This window comes from Legionella tucsonensis (assembly GCF_001468035.1).
Lineage (GTDB): Bacteria > Pseudomonadota > Gammaproteobacteria > Legionellales > Legionellaceae > Legionella > Legionella tucsonensis.
This window is the reverse complement of the sequence record NZ_LNZA01000012.1, coordinates 145,934-161,900: the sequence shown is the minus strand read 5'-3', so window position 1 is coordinate 161,900 and position 15,967 is coordinate 145,934. Positions and strand designations below refer to the sequence as shown.

The following is a 15,967-nucleotide window of genomic DNA, read 5'->3' as shown; positions in this document are numbered from 1 at the left end:
GATCAAGAGACAGTCGTTTCACTCAGACTACATGCTTTAGCGAAAACACGTTAATTGAGCCCTTTCCCCCAATTGCAAATGCGCCTCGGTGCCAAAAGAAATTGGAAAATTAATCGGGCCATGGCCTATTCCTGCAATTCTTAACACTGGAATAGGACAGCTTTCAGCAAAACGTTGTAAGACTGGCTCAATCAAAGAGAAGCCATTAGGTTCATCACCCTCAAGAAAATCTCCCAGTATAATTGCAGCAGCACGTGAAAAAAGACTTGCTTGCTTTAACTGTTCCAACATGCGATCAACACGGTATCCTCGCTCGCCAATTTCTTCGAGCAAAATAATTTTATCTCGACCATCCATTTGCCAACACGTTCCCACTCCTGACTGAATTATTGCTAAGTTACCGCCAGTTACATGAGATTTGATAAAACCCTCTTTTTGCGCATGCTTGTTCAGTGGGATTAATCCGTTAAATTGAGTCGGCTCATCTCTAAATAAAATTGACCTCACCGCTGCAATCGACTCTTTAGAAAATTTATCAGACGCAGCAGCCCCATGAATTGTTGGCCAACCCCAATGTTGTTGTAAATAAAGATGAAGACAAGTTACATCACTTATGCCAATAAATATTTTGACCTCACTTGGAGGATGAATTTCTGCTAATTTGGGGATTAAGCGCATGGAACCATAACCACCACGCACGCAAATTACCGCTTTTGTTTTAGGATTCTGCAGGGCATTTTTAAGGTGGGCGAAACGCATTTCATCTGTATTCGCACATAATAAATCGGGCGCAAAAATATCCTTTTGAACAACACAGTTTAACTCCCAAGACTCTAATAATTCTTTTAATCTAAACAATTGAGTGTCCGAGCTGCGAGATGAAGGTGCAATAATTTCAACAGAATCTCCAATGCTAAGGATAGGTAATTTTCTCATTTTTTTATCTCTTAAAATTTTTTCCATTTTGGATAAAAGCTATTTACTGTAATTTTTTTTTAGAAAAAGAAAGTAAATGCATTGTTCAAAGTATATTTAAATTAATAGGGTTTTACTTAATTTTCCTGGTTCTTCACAAGCTAAACGCGGCAATAAGTATCCTGGTAAAAGATTTTGTAATTGCTGATAAATATTTTGTACTGTTGCAAAAGGCAAATCAAAATGAGCGGCTCCTTTTACTTTATCTAACCGATGTAAGTAATAAGGTAGAACACCGTATGCAAATAAAGCTTGGCTTAAATCAGCCAGAATACGAACATCATCATTTACTCCCGCTAATAAAACAGTTTGATTTAGTAAATGGCATCCTATTTGCCGTAAATCATTAAGTACCTGGCGTACTGAGTCATCCAGTTCCTGTGCATGATTGCAATGCAGCACAATAACCTTGTTGAATCGAGTTGCTTTTAATAATGCAAGTAAGCCCGGCTCAATCCGTTCCGGAAAAACCACAGGAATTCTTGTATGAATGCGCAAAGTATGCAGATGAGAAATATCTTCCAATTGCCCGATTAGCTCAGAGAGAACCAAATCGGATGCCAACAAGGGATCACCGCCACTTAAAATCACCTCCGTAATACTGGTATCTTGCGCCAGATAATCACAAATTACTTTAAATCCATTACGACCAGGATTATTATCTTGATAAGGAAAGTGTCTGCGAAAACAATAACGGCAGTTCACAGCACAAACACCAGTCAGGGTTAACAAAACACGGCCGTAATACTTATGAATTAATCCGCGAATTGGATTGGTACTGCGCTCGTCTAAGGGGTCAACACTGAATCCTTCTTTCGTATGTAATTCAAGTTCAGTAGCTAAAACTTGAAGTAATAAAGGATCATGAGGATTTCCTTTCTGCATGCGCTTGGCAAATCCTAGTGGAATACGACTCGGAAATTGCGTTTCGGCATATAAATTTCCAATAGAGGAAGGTAGCTCCAGAAAAGTTAATAGTTCAGTAGCTGAAGCAAAACCTTGCGCCAGATTTTTTTGCCAACTTAAAGAGGTATCTCGCATTAATTACACAGACTTGATAAACTGTGCGAACTTTAACTAAAACGAAACAAAATCTCAACTGTGGAGCACTAATGGCAATTTATAGCACCAATGAATTAAAAAATGGCTTAAAAGTAATGGTTGATGACGCCCCATGCACTATTCTCGATTGTGAATTTGTAAAACCCGGAAAAGGACAAGCTTTTACCCGCGTTAAAATTCGTAACTTAAAAACAGGCCGAGTTGTAGAACGCACGCTCAAATCGAATGAAACCATACCCTCTGCCGATGTGGTCGATATGGAAATGCAATATCTGTACAACGATGGCGAGCAATGGCATTTTATGGTTCCTGATAATTTTGAACAATATGCTTTGAATCAAGAAGTACTTGCCGATGCGGCACAGTGGTTAAAAGAGCAAGATATTTGTATCGTAACCCTTTGGAATAATGAGCCAATACAAGTTACACCACCGAATTTTGTGATTTTGGAAATTACCGAAACCGATCCTGGATTAAAAGGCGATACCTCTGGAGGCGGTGGAAAACCAGCCATTTTAGAAACGGGCGCTGTTGTGCGTGTGCCCTTATTCGTACAAACTGGCGAATTAATTAAAGTAGATACACGTAAAGGTGAGTATGTTTCTCGCGCGAAAGAATAACTCAATGAGTAATCCCTCAAGTTTGGGGATTTTAGCTTATTTTCGGATAACGCTGGAAATTCAAAAATGAAAAAACTACGCTCCTGCCCAGGTAATAACGCAGGTCTCCCATTATAATATTTACGCAAATGGGACTGAGCACTTACCCACACAGTTTTATTAGATCCTCGCAGCCTCCTACGAGGATCACTTAATGAGCCCTGCTGAAACCAGGCCCTTCAATTAATAAACTTGATATGAATTATACATACCCCAATAACCTACATTGCCTAAATCATCATATCCATAATAATAAGCATCGCTATCATTGTAATAATCTATATCCCAATAGGGGCTCGTCTGATAGCGAACACTCCGGACATATACTGGGGTCCTATAGGCTGGAGTATAGTAGGTCTTAGTATAGCCCGGGGTGTAATTGGATTTAACAGCGGAAGTGTAGTAGGTCTTGGTCTTAGTGGCGGGAGTGTAATAAGTCTTAGTATAGGTTTTAGTAGTATAAACTGGAGTAGTATTGGTTGGAGTATAATAAACTCGATCCCTAGCACATCCTGTTACTAACGACACGGTGCCTAATACCGTTACAGCAAGCATTAATCTGTTCATGATCTCTTCCTATTTTAGATACTTAATAGACTGAATCTTAAAAATTAGTAATAATGCCAGTGATGCCATCTGTACCAATACCCATCTATGCCCATGATGCCAATAAACATAATTTGCTACTTTGGGTAAATTATTAATGGACGAGACATCTGTCCTTAGAGCTTGATTGTCAAGAGTTGGAGGAAATACCGTAAAAAGGGGCAAAACAGTAAAAAACGAGATACTTAAGACTACGGAAGTAATTAGCTTTTTCATAATTGCCTCCTGGCTCTTATTACAAATCTAATCTGCGTAGGTTAAGTATATAGCATGATCATATTTTAATCAAAATGATTGTTTTTATTACTTGCTCTTCTTAATGAAATACAGGCAACGACTTCCCGTATCCTGAGCCTGTTACATTTTTCACTGTGGAGGTTTATACAGAGCTTAAGGCTTCCTACCAACTACATAGGCTTGCACACCACTCTCCAACACAACCTCCCAACCTGAAGTTATTAAATGGTTCAGTCAGGAAGAATCATCACCTATATATGTAAATATTAGACCATTGAAGGCCATTTATGTGTGTTTTTTGCACAAATTTTACTTATTTTTTATTTCTAAATAAATGATTTGCAGAAGCTTGCACCGTAGGCATAATTGTCATTTCTTCAATATCCATATGTTGTGGACGAGTAATGCAATATACAATGGCATCTGCTACATCCTCTGCCAATAAGGGTTGAAAATCCTGATAAAATGCTTTTGCTTTTTGTTTATCATTCCATCGTACTTCACTAAACTCAGTTTCTACTGCCCCTGGGGCGATTTCAGTAACACGAACCGTGCTACCCAACATATCCAGTCTCATTGATTTTGAAATAGCATGCACTGCGTGTTTCGTTGCACAGTAAACATTACCGTTTGGATAACATTCATGTCCCGCCACAGAACTGATATTTACTATATGACCACAGCCTCGTTCTAACATGCCTGGAATCACAGCACGACTTACATAAAGCAACCCTTTAATATTGGTATCAATCATAACATCCCAATGTGCTTCAATTCCCTGTTGTAAAGGCAAACTATCCAATGCCAATCCTGCATTATTAATCAAGACATCTATAGATTGCCATTGACTGGGTAAAGAACCTAATTGTTTCTTGACTTGTCCATGATCACATACGTCTAAAGGCAAAAGGTAATGTTCTTCTCCATATTGTTGACTCAACTCTTTTGCCAAATCCTCAAGGCGTTCGACACGCCGAGCACTAAGTATCAATCGAGCTCCATGCTTGGCACACAATCGAGCACAAGCCTCACCAATTCCGCTGGAAGCTCCGGTAATTAAAATAATTTTATTGCTTAGATCATTCATCTTTTAACGCCTCAATTTCTTATAATTGTTTATTACTTAAATTGAGAAGAAATACAATGAAATTAATAAAAAATATTTATCACCAACTGAGATACAAACACCTTCATATTGAAAGCATAGAAGTTTTTGTGAGTGATATTATTCATATTGCTGCAATAATTGCATCACTTCTTCGTCTGTCGTTTGTGAGAAATTATCGTACCACAATCCTACAGCATAAAAATTCACTGGACGCATTGGGCAAATGAGCTCATCAACTAATGGAGCGATTTCAGCGCAGGTCGAGCGTGCAGCAACAGGAATTGCAACAATAAGTTTTGCTGGCTTTTTTTGTTTCAATGCCGCAATTGCCGCACGCATGGTATAGCCTGTTGCAATGCCATCATCCACAAGAATTATGGTTTTCCCCAATAATTCAGGAGAAGGTTTCTTGCCGCGATAAACTCGTTCACGCCGTAATAATTCTTCTTGTTCGGATTTTTGAATTTTGTCAATTGCTTCTGTGGAGATATGTAATAAGTTAACTATTTCATCATTTAAAATGGTTATCCCTCCAGAGGCAATAGCACCCATAGCTAATTCTTCATGTCCGGGAACACCTAACTTACGTACAATAAAAATATCAAGCGGCAGCGATAGTTTATTTGCAATTTCATAGCCTACAGGGACACCTCCTCGAGGCAATGCCAATACAATTACATCAGTGCGCTTCGCATAATTCTTTAGCGAATCAACTAGAACACGGCCTGCTTGATATCGATCATCATAGTTCATTGCCATATTCCTCTAAAAAGATCCCTCAAATTGAAGTCTAGCCCATACTTCGTAATGTAACAAAGTATCTAGAGCCTAATCGTTATTCTGTGTCTGATCCTCAACTATAATTGGCTTTTCCTCATCTATAGATACCTATTAATTATTATGAAGTGTCTTTATCTCACTATGCTATATTTAAACAATCAGCTGTTCTCATGGAGGAATTAGGGTGAATATTACGGAAAAAATTATCAAAACACATCTTCTTGAAGGCAAAATGGAACCAGGAAAAGAGATTGCCTTGAAAATAGACCAAACTCTTTGTCAAGACGCGACAGGGACCCTGGTCATGCTTGAATTGGAAGCAATAGGTCTTGAGCGAACTCAAGCAGAAATTTCCGTTCAATATGTAGATCACAACCTAATTCAAGAAGACAATAAAAATCCTGATGATCATCTCTTTCTTGCAAGTGCAGCAAGACGTTTTGGTTTTTATTTTAGCCGACCCGGGAATGGCATCAGTCATGCGGTACATATGCAAAATTTTGGAAAACCAGGTAAAACATTAACTGGCTCAGACAGTCATACCTGTGCTGCAGGTTCCCTGGGAATGATTGCTATTGGTTCAGGGGGATTGGAAGTAGCAATGGCTATAGCAGGTTATCCATTGTATATAAAAATGCCCAAAGTTATGGGTATTCATCTAACAGGATCGTTGCCCAAATGGGTAAGTGCAAAAGATGTTATTTTGGAAATGTTACGTCGTTATGATGTAAAAGGCGGTGTAGGTTACATTTTTGAATATTACGGAGAAGGTTTAAAACATCTAAACGCTATGGATCGCCACGTGATTGCCAATATGGGCGCTGAGTTAGGAGCAACTACTACAGTATTTCCTTCAGATGAAATAACAAAAGAATTCTTGCAAAGTCAAGGTCGTGAAAAAGACTGGATTGAATTAAAAGCAGACAAAAATTCATCGTATGATGAACATGCAGAAATCAATTTATCCAAACTAATACCACTGATTGCGAAACCTACAAGCCCAGGAAATGTAGTTCCAGTTGCCGAAATAGCAGGTCAAGAGGTTTACCAAACCTATATCGGCTCCTCAGCCAACCCTGGTTATCGAGATTTTGCGATTGCAGCCGAAATGGTAAAAGGACGAACCGTTCACCCCAATGTCTCATTTGATATTAATCCAACCTCCCGAACAATTTTAGAAGAACTAGTACGAGATGGTCATTTAGGAAGTCTGATTCACGCAGGTGCTCGCATTCATCAGGCAGGATGCAATGGATGTATCGGAATGGGACAAGCACCCGCAACAGAAAAAAACAGTTTACGCACGGTACCAAGAAATTTTCCCGGGCGCTCAGGCACTGATGAAGACAAGGTTTTTCTTTGCAGCCCCGAGACTGCAGCTGCATCCGCCTTGACAGGATTAATTACCGATCCTACAACTTTAGATATACCTTATCCTAAAATAAAAATTCCCAAACAAAGGATATTAAATCATGCATGCTTTGAAGGGCCTCTGCCTTTAGAGGAAGCAAAAAAAGTCAAATTAGTAAAGGGTCCAAATATTGTCACTTTACCAGACTTTGAAGCATTACCTCATTCATTGAAAATACCTGTCTTGCTCAAAGTAGAGGATAATATTTCAACGGATGAAATTTCCCCAGCGGGGGCAAAAGTTCTTCCTTATCGTAGTAATATTCCTAAAATTAGTGAGTTTTCCTTCGGTCACGTCGATCCAGACTATGTGGTGCGTACCCAAAAACATAAAAAAGGTCATGTGATCGTGGGTGGAGAAAACTATGGACAAGGTTCGAGTCGAGAGCATGCTGCGTTAGCTCCACGCTATCTTGGTTTACGAGTAGTCATTGCCAAAAGTTTTGCCCGTATTCATTGGCAAAATCTAATCAATTTTGGCATTTTGCCTTTAGTTTTTAAAAATCCTAAAGATTACGATGCAATTAACTTAAATGATGTTGTTGAAATCAAGAAATTGCCTGACATTCTGGACAAAGAAACATTTAAAATAAACATCAACAACAATGAAGTGGAAGTACAACAAACCTTATCGAAACGTCAAATTGAATTGCTTATTGAAGGTGGATTAATTAATTGGGTGAAAAAAGATCTTAAAAAGAAACATAAAAATAAATAAAACCTCAACCAGGGTACTTGCAACCAGATTTTTTTTCGAGATGTATATAAGATTCATGCTGCAAGCACCTTAGCCACACTATGCTCTTAGATAGAGAGTTAACTTTAATCAAAGTTTAGTTTTGGTCCTAAAGGCACAATTTGTGTTGGGTTTATGGTCTTATGACTAAAATAATAATGTTGTTTGATATGTAAAAAGTTTACGGTCTTGCTCACTCCAGGATGGTGATACAGTCGCTCTAAATAAGGTTGTAGCGCCTTATAATCACTTATTCGCTGCTGGTTTGTTTTAAAATGACTGTAATATACGGCATCAAAACGAATTAATGTCGTAAACAAGCGCCAGTCGGCCTCAGTTAACTGTTCCCCGCATAAATACTTTTGATTACGTAAACGCACATCCAGTTCATCAAGTAAAAGAAATAATTGGACATATGCCTCTTCATAAGCTTGCTGAGTTGTTGCAAAACCACAGCGATATACCCCATTATTAACGGCATTATAAATTCGCTCATTCAACACATCAATTTCCGCACGCAGTGGTTCTGGGTAAAAATCTTGGCTATCTCCTGTTAAATGATTAAATGCCTGATTAAACTGTCGAATAAGTTCTGCTGATTCATTACTCACAATCGTTTTTTCTTTTTTGTCCCACAAAACAGGTACAGTAACTCTACCATTGTATTTATCGTCTGCTTTAGTATAAAGCTCATATAAATAGTTCAACCCATATAGCGAATCTCCCGTAGCTCCCATCCCTTTTCTAAACTCCCACCCATGTTCAAGCATATGGGGATGCACAATAGAGACATCAATATAATCATCTAATTTTTTGAGTTTTCTGAAGATCAAAGTACGATGCGCCCATGGACAAGCAAGTGATACATACAAATGGTAACGGCCCTTTTCAGCGGGAAAACGAGTGTTGGGCTCATTACTAATTGCCGAGTGAAATTTTGTAGGTTCCCGTTTGAATGCTCCTCCTGTTTTAGAAGTATCATACCAAACATCATACCATTGACCATCAACTAATTGTCCCATGATTTATCCTTAGTTAAATTCGATAAACTGCTTTTTTCAAAGCAATAGATTATGCTATAAATTTAAAACGACTTCAGAAAAGAATAGCACATGAATAGTTCCAATAATTCTTATTTATCAGGAAATTATGCTCCAGTCCATGATGAGTTGTATGTTAATCAATTAGAAGTACTGGGTGAAATCCCTAAGGATTTATTGGGAGCCTATATGCGTAATGGTCCAAATCCGGAATTCCCGCCCCTTTCCTATACTTATCCATACGATGGCGACGGCATGATTCATGCGGTTTATATTGCAGATGGTAAAGCAGCATACCGGAATCGATTTGTTGAAACCAAAGGGTTACTTAAAGAACGGAAAGCTGGAAAAGCACTCTATAGCGGGGTTTTGTACCCTGCGCCAATGGATCCTAAATGGGCAGGCCCTGAAGATGAACCCATTGCTATAAAAAATGGCGCATTTATTCATGTTATTCGTCACCACGATATTTATCTTGCGCTCAGTGAATCTGCACCAGCATATCGAATGACAGCACAGTTGGATACCCTTGGTGAATGGAAGCCTTATCAAGATCAACATGCTATAGAAGTTTGTGCTCATACTCGATTAGATCCACTAAATGGCGAGTTGTGGTTTGTAAATTATGCTTTAGTTCCACCTTATTTAACGTTTTATCGATTGGATAAACATGGAGGAAACATTCAAAAATGGGATATTGAAAAACCTTATTGTTCTATGATTCATGATTTTATTTTAACAAAAAATTACGTTCTTGTTTTTGACTGTCCTGTACTCTTTGATATACAACAGATGATGTCTGGCGGAGCTGTTTTGAGTTGGCGACCCGAGCTCGGTGTACGTATCGGTGTTATGCCACGTTCAGACGAGCAAATAAAATGGTTTCATACGGAACCTTTTTTTGTATTCCACTTTGCTAATGCTTACGAGCAAAACCATGAAATTATTATTGACTACGTGAGGCATGAAAAAATTGTTCTTTTAACTCAGGAGGAACGCAAGTCTATCCCCCCTAGACTCAATCGAACGGTTCTTAATCTGGAAACGGAAATGGTGAAACATACCGTACTGGATGAACGGCTCGTAGAATTTCCTCGTATTAGGGAAGATCAAAACAGCCTATCCCATCAATTTATTTATACACCAACAAAAACGGCTGAACTTAATACCAAACAAGCGTTTAATGCGCTAATAAAATATGATGTAATAAATCAGCGCTCATGGGTTCATGATTTTGGCCCCCAAGCAGAAATAGGAGAAGCAGTTTTTGCACCAGCCGCAACCCATAAATCAGAAGATGACGGTTATTTACTGGTATTTGTATACGATAAACATTCAAACCAAAGTGAGCTCGTTTTATTAGATGCTCAAAATTTCCAGAATGATCCCATTGCCCGCATTAAGATGCCTCGCCGAATTCCGCATGGTTTGCATGGCTCATGGATGCCTGGAGTTTGGTAATTATTGAGTAGAGCAATGACCTTTATATAAGCTGCTTTTGATTTATTTAAATTTTTAGATCCATGCTATGATGCATCACTTAAATCATTTTTGATCTACTAATGAATGGAAAAATAATTTGCATTGGTGGTATAACCGTTGATCGAAAGCTAACATCGATTCATAAATTGCAATTGGGAACATCCAATCCCGTTTCCTCCATGTTTACGTTTGGTGGCGTTGCTCATAATGTAGCAACTAACATTGCCTTGTTGACTCATAATGTTCATATCTACAGCGTGGTGGGCGAGGATAATTATGGAATGCAGGCAATTACCCATTTAAAAAACATGGGTATCCAAATCCAAAATATTCTTACAATTCATAACAAACCTACTGCTCATTATGATGTGATTCTCGATAATGATGGTGAAGTATTTCTTGCTTTAGCAGACATGGAAATTTTTGATCATGTTCCTTTTGAGCAATTCACTCAATCTTGGAATGAATGGGGTAATAAAGAAATCGTTTTTCTTGATACTAATTTACCTCAAGAAATAATCGAATATGCGATTCAAATAGCACGTAGTCAAAATATTAAGCTATGCATTGATCCTGTTTCTGTAATCAAAGCAAAAAAACTTCCAGCGTGTTTGGAACATATTTTTCTATTGAAACCTGATCGTTTTGAGGCAGAAGCATTGACTCATACTCGTATTCATTCAGTATCCGATTGCATCAAGGCAGGTCAATTGTTATTGGAAAAAGGAGTTGGAAATTGCATTATCAGTTTGGGAAAATCTGGCTATGTGATTGTTAATGAAACAATTCAAAAACATTTCCCTGCGTTTTTTATTGATCCAATTATTGATGTTAGCGGTGCAGGAGATGCTTTTATTGCTGGAATTCTCTATGAATTAAAACAAGAAAAACCAATCATTAATGCATGTCAAACCGGTGCTGCAATGGCTGCTTTAACCGTGCAATCGCGTCATACGGTAAATAAACAGATTAATCATGAAGCACTAAAAAATATTCAGCTGAAACATAAAATAAGAGAAACAGATTATGAAGCAATTTTTTGATTACTCCCCAGAAATAAAATCAGCTCTTGAAAATAAAAAACCTGTATTGGCTTTGGAGTCCACCATTATTTCCCATGGCATGCCTTATCCTGAGAATTATGAAACAGCACAGGCAGTGGAACACATTGTTCGTGAATACGATGTCACTCCGGCTACTATTGCCGTGATTGATGGAAAAATAAAGATTGGTTTAACAGAAAATGAATTACACCAATTTGCATGCAATAAAGAGGTTTTAAAAGCAAGCCGACGCGATTTGCCTTTCATAGTAGCCAACAGGTATTCTGCCGGGACGACGGTTGCAGCAACCTTATTTTGCGCTGCTAAAGCAGGTATTAAATTATTCGCTACTGGCGGAATTGGCGGTGTCCATCGAGGTGATGCTCAGGATATTTCTGCTGATTTAATTGAAATCTCAAGAGCGCCAATTGCAGTTATTTGTGCTGGTGCAAAAGCCATCCTTGACTTACCTCGTACCTTAGAATTTTTAGAAACGATGAGTGTACCTGTTATTGGTTATCGTACGCAGGTATTGCCTGCATTTTACACTGACTCGACCCAGTATCCGTTATCAACTTGGGTAGAGGACGTACCCGCTCTTGCTAAAATATTAACGGCTCATTGGGATATCGGCATGTCTTCAGGAGTCTTAATTACCAATCCAATTCCTGCAGAATTTAATATTCCGCTTGAAGTGATTGAACCAGTGATCATGAATGCCATACAAAAAGCAGAGCAAAATAATATTTCAGGAAAAGCGTTAACGCCTTTTCTCTTGGCCCAAGTAGCTCAGCTGACCCAAGGAAAAAGTTTGCGTGCCAATATTGCTTTAATTAAAAATAATGCGTGTCTAGGGGCAGAACTCGCACGCGCTACTCTCACTTTATGATTGAGCAAGCAGTTAAATTGTTTTTGAAGCAACGCGGATATAAATGCAGTTATGTTCGGGAAAATTCTTTATTCAAAAATCAGGAATGAAAAGAGCACTAAAGCCCCTGTTACAATATGAGGGCTTCAGTATGATGACAGTAATGTATTATTTAATTAAGTGAATGCGCATGTGACTCTGCTTCTGTTTCTTGCGAATGAGCATTCTTTTCCTGCCACCAATGTGTCAGTCGATGCCAACCATGTAGTGCAGCTCGATATAAATCAGGAAGAACGGATACAATAGCATCAAGGTAATCCGTAAAACCACCCTTATTGAAACCATAAATGCAGCGACTGAATTCAGCGCCCTTTTTGCTAAGTGCAATCGTATCGTCTTTTTTAGAGAAAAATCGACTTGATTCAAAACCTGGTTGAAATCTTTTTTCGTATTCTTGTAGTTCTTGAGTAAATACATCTTCGATATCATCTGCAATCAAGTGTTTTACTTGAGTTTCAGTAAGAACCGGATAAAGCACCGCCATCATCTCACGTATTGATTTATTCTCTGTCAAATTACGTGTACGCTCTTTACGATCATCAGGACCTGTACCAAGACTCCAATTACATGCTCCCACTAAAAGTGTTAATGCCTCGTGGTACTCCGCATATGCAGTAGCGCGTTTGTTTATAAAGTAAGCTGCAGCTGCCCAGCCAATCCAACCTATATAACCTATTACTGGAAGAAAAGACAACGCGGTTGCTGTGGCCCCAAAAACCACACTTCCTGTAATTTTTTGATCAATACTTTTTAGTTGCATTGATTTTTCTTTTACGAGTGCGGTGCATTTATTTAAAAATTCGATATGATTTGAATTGGTAGTTAGAAAATTCTGCCTCACTGTGATGGCAAGTATATTGTCATCGGCCGCTCGAGCCTCTTTATCAATAGCAAAATACTCTTGCGATTCCAATTGCAGGGTATTTAATTCACTATTAATACCCAATTGAGGAATAGGTGTATAAGATGGTTGCCTTTTTATCCCGAAAGTCTCTAATACTGATGCCATTTTGGTCTACTCATAGTAAAAATGAAAAGCATTCTAAATTTTATTTTAAATAATAACAATAAAGAAATGTGCATAATGTTGCTTAGTTGAATAACTAATAACTTATTATTCCCCTTATGTGGTAGCGAGTGCTCTTTTTAAAAACGTAAAGAATGGAAGTCATTTAGCATTGGTTAAAGAGTGCAAGAACGTTTGTACTTAGTTTTTTTCGCAATTAACTCTTTAATATCAATTGTTATTTCACGGATTGTTTTTTCTTTACCTATATCATTACGAATATCTAGATCAAATTCATCTTCTAAGTCGAAGAAAAAATTAACTAAATCCAGAGAGCTAGGAACAACTTGGTCAATTGATTGATCCAAATCAATCCCTTCAGGTGCAATTTTCTGTGTTCTTGCAATTAAATGAATAACACGATGCTCTACTGTTTGCTCCATAAAAAATCCCTCTTCTCGATTCAAACAAGAAATTAACTCCTTTTTTAATGGAGTATACAGTCAGCGCTCATGCAACTCCATTAATATTTACCCACTCAATCAATTTGAAATTTTTTAGCATATACCCCACACGGGAGTCTTGTGCAAAATTTAAAAACCAAATTGTTTAAAGCATTGAGCTCCTAATGATTTCATGGCGCTGCATTGAATTATTGTTGTTGTGGCTTCTGCATCATTTGCTATTTGAATAACATATAATTGACCATTTGAGCATGAAATATTCCAATATGCCGCATCATAGAGATCGACTCCTTGATAAAAAGATTCAATGGGAGTACAAGCTCCGCCTGCCGCATTAATAATACCGCTTAGTATTTGCGTTTTTTGCGCGGATGTTCTGCTCAATAAAATATCATTGGCAATATTGGCATAATTACAAGAAGTAAACACCAATAGGAAAAGCATCATCATAAACTTACTCATAATGCATCCTTAAAATTGAATTGCATTGCCATAGCAAGATTTTGGTCTATATGATGTTATTTTAGAATATGGAATGGATTTCTCCAGGAGGAAAAAACAGCAGTAAAACACTGCCTCCTACTGCGAATCAATTACAACTTAACGTTCATCACAGACAGTATAATATCCATGGCGGAAGGGATTACTGCGCGATCTAAACTTATAATCTCGACAGCGTTGACCATGATCATCTGTATATCGTCTGTCTAAGCGGAATGAAAAATCTCCAAAATTCATATCTTGTTGCCATTCTCGCTCCTGACGGGCTCTATCTTCTTCATTCATTTGTTTCAAAAATTTACTGAGTTTACTGGCATGTCCTACTGAGAAGAGAGAGGTAAGGAGCAGAAGTAAGATTATTTTTTTCATAACTAGACACCAAAAAATACAAAAAGAACTCTATTAAACCATAATTTAACTAAATAGACAAAAAATTAAAGGAACAGAGCAAAGAAAGTGTATACTCGTGGTTATTAAGATCATTGAACAATCAGGGAAATTCTAATGCCAGGACAGCCATTCAAAATAACCATGCCTTTCGTTTTACTCAGCATTGTACTTTATCTTTTGTTACTTTCCTTTATTCAGTACCCTTTGACCACGTTGCTCAAACCCATTCCCATTGTTTTGTTGATACTATTTGTCTTTCAAGTCAATCCAAACAAGCACATAAAACGCCTATTATTTCTTGCCTTAGGATTTTCACTCATTGGTGATGTCTTTTTGACTCTTCCCATAAAAACGGCATTGCAAATAGGGATTTTGGCGTTTATGGCAACACATTGCAGCTATATCAGTTTATTTTTAAAGAACCTACAGTTTCAAAGAAAGAATTTGCTTGCCTTTTTACCCGTCTTATTATTTGTCCTCATAAGCTTTTACTTTTTATCCCCCTATCTGGGAGAAATGAAAATACCGGTAGCGGTTTATTTATGCCTGCTGACCTTAATGGTATTTTGCTCCTTCCAAGTCAAACAACAATCACTATTGCTGCGAACTGGAGCCTGCCTTTTTTTACTCTCTGACTTTGTTTTGTCATTAGACTTATTTATTTTATCGCATAATAGACCCATAGCTGTTTTAATTATGTTGCTCTATTACAGTGCCCAGGTTCTATTAGTAATAGGAATCACACAGACAAAAGAAAAGATCTTTCTCGGGTTACAAGACATATTTCGTTGTGTTAGGCTGGCGTAGTTTTTACTTTCAATGTATTTTCATAAACTATTTCATTTACATGCTGAGTAGCTTTGTTTTGATAAATTATAGGTATTTATCCTGATTCGACAAATAAATATGCTTGTGATGTAACTTTCTCAAAAAGCATATGGGACTCCTTCGCCAAATAGAGGGGAAGAATGTCTTGATTAAATCTTCATGCAAAGCCTAAGCAAATGCAAACTATGCCCAGGCTATTTTATATTCTATAATTTATCCCATTTTTTTATAGGAATCATGGCCAATAAAACGAGCTCCTGGTCCTTCATGAGTAATGTCGCTTGCCTGCTTATTGAGGATGGAAAAGGTATCAATTGCTTTTTGATTTTTATTAAAATTCCCACTAATACTCAATACAGACTCACATATTGGATAAACCACGCTAAAAGATAATGCATTGCCTACCACATAGCCGGTAATCGGTCTTTTTTGATTTATTGCTTGTGGGCACGTTTTAGAGGCAACAGCAGTGGTGAAATAACCTTCAATTTTATTATCTGGCAAGATATTGAGTTCTAAAATTGATCCCCTTTCATTTTTATAAGTAACAGTTTTTTGCTCAGCAAAAACAGATTGAGCCAATAAAGAGGAGGCAGCAATTGTGACACAAAAAAACGATTTAAAATTCATTAGATACTCCTTTGTTTTGAAACACCGATACTGGATTGTTGTTTAACATCTTACTCAGCCACGGTCAAATAGTATCTTTGCA

At 37.7% G+C, this 15,967-nt stretch carries 18 protein-coding genes; 6 read left to right on the top strand and 12 right to left on the bottom strand.

Features of this window, described 5'->3' with window-relative positions:
- Positions 1-36: 36 nt before the first annotated feature.
- Together Ltuc_RS14740 and epmB are read right to left on the bottom strand one after the other, a co-directional pair.
- Positions 37-936: a S66 peptidase family protein gene (locus Ltuc_RS14740; protein ID WP_058522114.1), complete on the bottom strand. Its 900-nt coding sequence runs from the start codon at positions 934-936 to the stop codon at positions 37-39.
- A gap of 96 nt (positions 937-1,032) precedes the next feature.
- Entirely contained in the window at positions 1,033-2,016 is a 984-nt protein-coding gene (gene epmB, locus Ltuc_RS14735) for an EF-P beta-lysylation protein EpmB (protein ID WP_058522113.1), read from the bottom strand.
- Positions 2,017-2,087: 71 nt separating this feature from the next.
- Here epmB and efp point away from each other — a divergent pair, with 71 nt between their 5' ends.
- On the top strand, positions 2,088-2,657 hold the full coding sequence (gene efp, locus Ltuc_RS14730; RefSeq protein ID WP_058522112.1) for an elongation factor P: 570 nt from the start codon (positions 2,088-2,090) through the stop codon (positions 2,655-2,657).
- Between the two features lie 222 nt (positions 2,658-2,879).
- Here the strand turns inward: efp and Ltuc_RS15200 are convergent, their stop codons facing one another.
- The 4 genes from Ltuc_RS15200 to Ltuc_RS14715 all read right to left on the bottom strand — a co-directional run bounded on the left by Ltuc_RS15200 (position 2,880) and on the right by Ltuc_RS14715 (position 5,400).
- Positions 2,880-3,263 carry a hypothetical protein gene (locus tag Ltuc_RS15200; protein WP_083498125.1) on the bottom strand — a complete coding sequence of 128 codons (384 nt, stop codon included), beginning with the start codon at positions 3,261-3,263 and terminating at the stop codon, positions 2,880-2,882.
- 9 nt (positions 3,264-3,272) lie between these two features.
- The gene (locus tag Ltuc_RS14725; protein ID WP_058522111.1) at positions 3,273-3,518 is read right to left on the bottom strand and encodes a hypothetical protein; all 246 of its coding nucleotides are present in this window, start codon (positions 3,516-3,518) and stop codon (positions 3,273-3,275) included.
- Between the two features lie 334 nt (positions 3,519-3,852).
- The gene (locus tag Ltuc_RS14720) at positions 3,853-4,626 is read right to left on the bottom strand and encodes an SDR family NAD(P)-dependent oxidoreductase (protein WP_058522110.1); all 774 of its coding nucleotides are present in this window, start codon (positions 4,624-4,626) and stop codon (positions 3,853-3,855) included.
- A 138-nt stretch (positions 4,627-4,764) separates the two neighbouring features.
- Positions 4,765-5,400: a phosphoribosyltransferase gene (locus Ltuc_RS14715; protein ID WP_058522133.1), complete on the bottom strand. Its 636-nt coding sequence runs from the start codon at positions 5,398-5,400 to the stop codon at positions 4,765-4,767.
- A 211-nt stretch (positions 5,401-5,611) separates the two neighbouring features.
- On the opposite strand from Ltuc_RS14715, the gene Ltuc_RS14710 reads away from it, so the two are divergent.
- Positions 5,612-7,555, top strand: a complete 1,944-nt coding sequence (locus Ltuc_RS14710; protein WP_058522109.1) for an aconitate hydratase — start codon at positions 5,612-5,614, stop codon at positions 7,553-7,555.
- 104 nt (positions 7,556-7,659) lie between these two features.
- On the opposite strand, the gene Ltuc_RS14705 is transcribed toward Ltuc_RS14710, so the two are convergent.
- The gene (locus tag Ltuc_RS14705) at positions 7,660-8,595 is read right to left on the bottom strand and encodes a glutathione S-transferase family protein (protein ID WP_058522108.1); all 936 of its coding nucleotides are present in this window, start codon (positions 8,593-8,595) and stop codon (positions 7,660-7,662) included.
- 90 nt (positions 8,596-8,685) lie between these two features.
- Here Ltuc_RS14705 and Ltuc_RS14700 point away from each other — a divergent pair, with 90 nt between their 5' ends.
- The 3 genes from Ltuc_RS14700 to Ltuc_RS14690 all read left to right on the top strand — a co-directional run bounded on the left by Ltuc_RS14700 (position 8,686) and on the right by Ltuc_RS14690 (position 12,027).
- Positions 8,686-10,074 (top strand): carotenoid oxygenase family protein, encoded by a 1,389-nt coding sequence (locus Ltuc_RS14700; protein WP_058522107.1) that lies wholly within the window; start codon positions 8,686-8,688, stop codon positions 10,072-10,074.
- A gap of 101 nt (positions 10,075-10,175) precedes the next feature.
- Positions 10,176-11,138, top strand: a complete 963-nt coding sequence (locus Ltuc_RS14695) for a carbohydrate kinase family protein (protein WP_058522106.1) — start codon at positions 10,176-10,178, stop codon at positions 11,136-11,138.
- Positions 11,122-12,027, top strand: coding sequence for a pseudouridine-5'-phosphate glycosidase (locus tag Ltuc_RS14690; RefSeq protein ID WP_058522105.1), 906 nt, complete (start codon positions 11,122-11,124; stop codon positions 12,025-12,027). Before Ltuc_RS14695 ends, Ltuc_RS14690 begins: the two co-directional genes overlap by 17 nt.
- 151 nt (positions 12,028-12,178) lie before the next feature.
- Here the strand turns inward: Ltuc_RS14690 and Ltuc_RS14685 are convergent, their stop codons facing one another.
- The 4 genes from Ltuc_RS14685 to Ltuc_RS14670 form a co-directional block, all read right to left on the bottom strand.
- On the bottom strand, positions 12,179-13,075 hold the full coding sequence (locus Ltuc_RS14685; protein ID WP_058522104.1) for a hypothetical protein: 897 nt from the start codon (positions 13,073-13,075) through the stop codon (positions 12,179-12,181).
- 173 nt (positions 13,076-13,248) lie between these two features.
- Entirely contained in the window at positions 13,249-13,539 is a 291-nt protein-coding gene (locus Ltuc_RS14680) for an acyl carrier protein (protein WP_238584167.1), read from the bottom strand.
- A 126-nt stretch (positions 13,540-13,665) separates the two neighbouring features.
- A complete protein-coding gene (locus Ltuc_RS14675; RefSeq protein ID WP_058522103.1) occupies positions 13,666-13,998 on the bottom strand; it encodes a hypothetical protein in 333 nt (110 codons plus the stop codon).
- 138 nt (positions 13,999-14,136) lie between these two features.
- Positions 14,137-14,406 (bottom strand): hypothetical protein, encoded by a 270-nt coding sequence (locus Ltuc_RS14670; protein WP_058522102.1) that lies wholly within the window; start codon positions 14,404-14,406, stop codon positions 14,137-14,139.
- Between the two features lie 135 nt (positions 14,407-14,541).
- On the opposite strand from Ltuc_RS14670, the gene Ltuc_RS14665 reads away from it, so the two are divergent.
- Entirely contained in the window at positions 14,542-15,234 is a 693-nt protein-coding gene (locus tag Ltuc_RS14665; protein WP_058522101.1) for a lysoplasmalogenase, read from the top strand.
- A 234-nt stretch (positions 15,235-15,468) separates the two neighbouring features.
- Here Ltuc_RS14665 and Ltuc_RS15195 read toward each other — a convergent pair whose 3' ends face one another.
- A complete protein-coding gene (locus Ltuc_RS15195) occupies positions 15,469-15,885 on the bottom strand; it encodes an avidin/streptavidin family protein (protein WP_083498124.1) in 417 nt (138 codons plus the stop codon).
- Positions 15,886-15,967 lie beyond the last annotated feature (82 nt).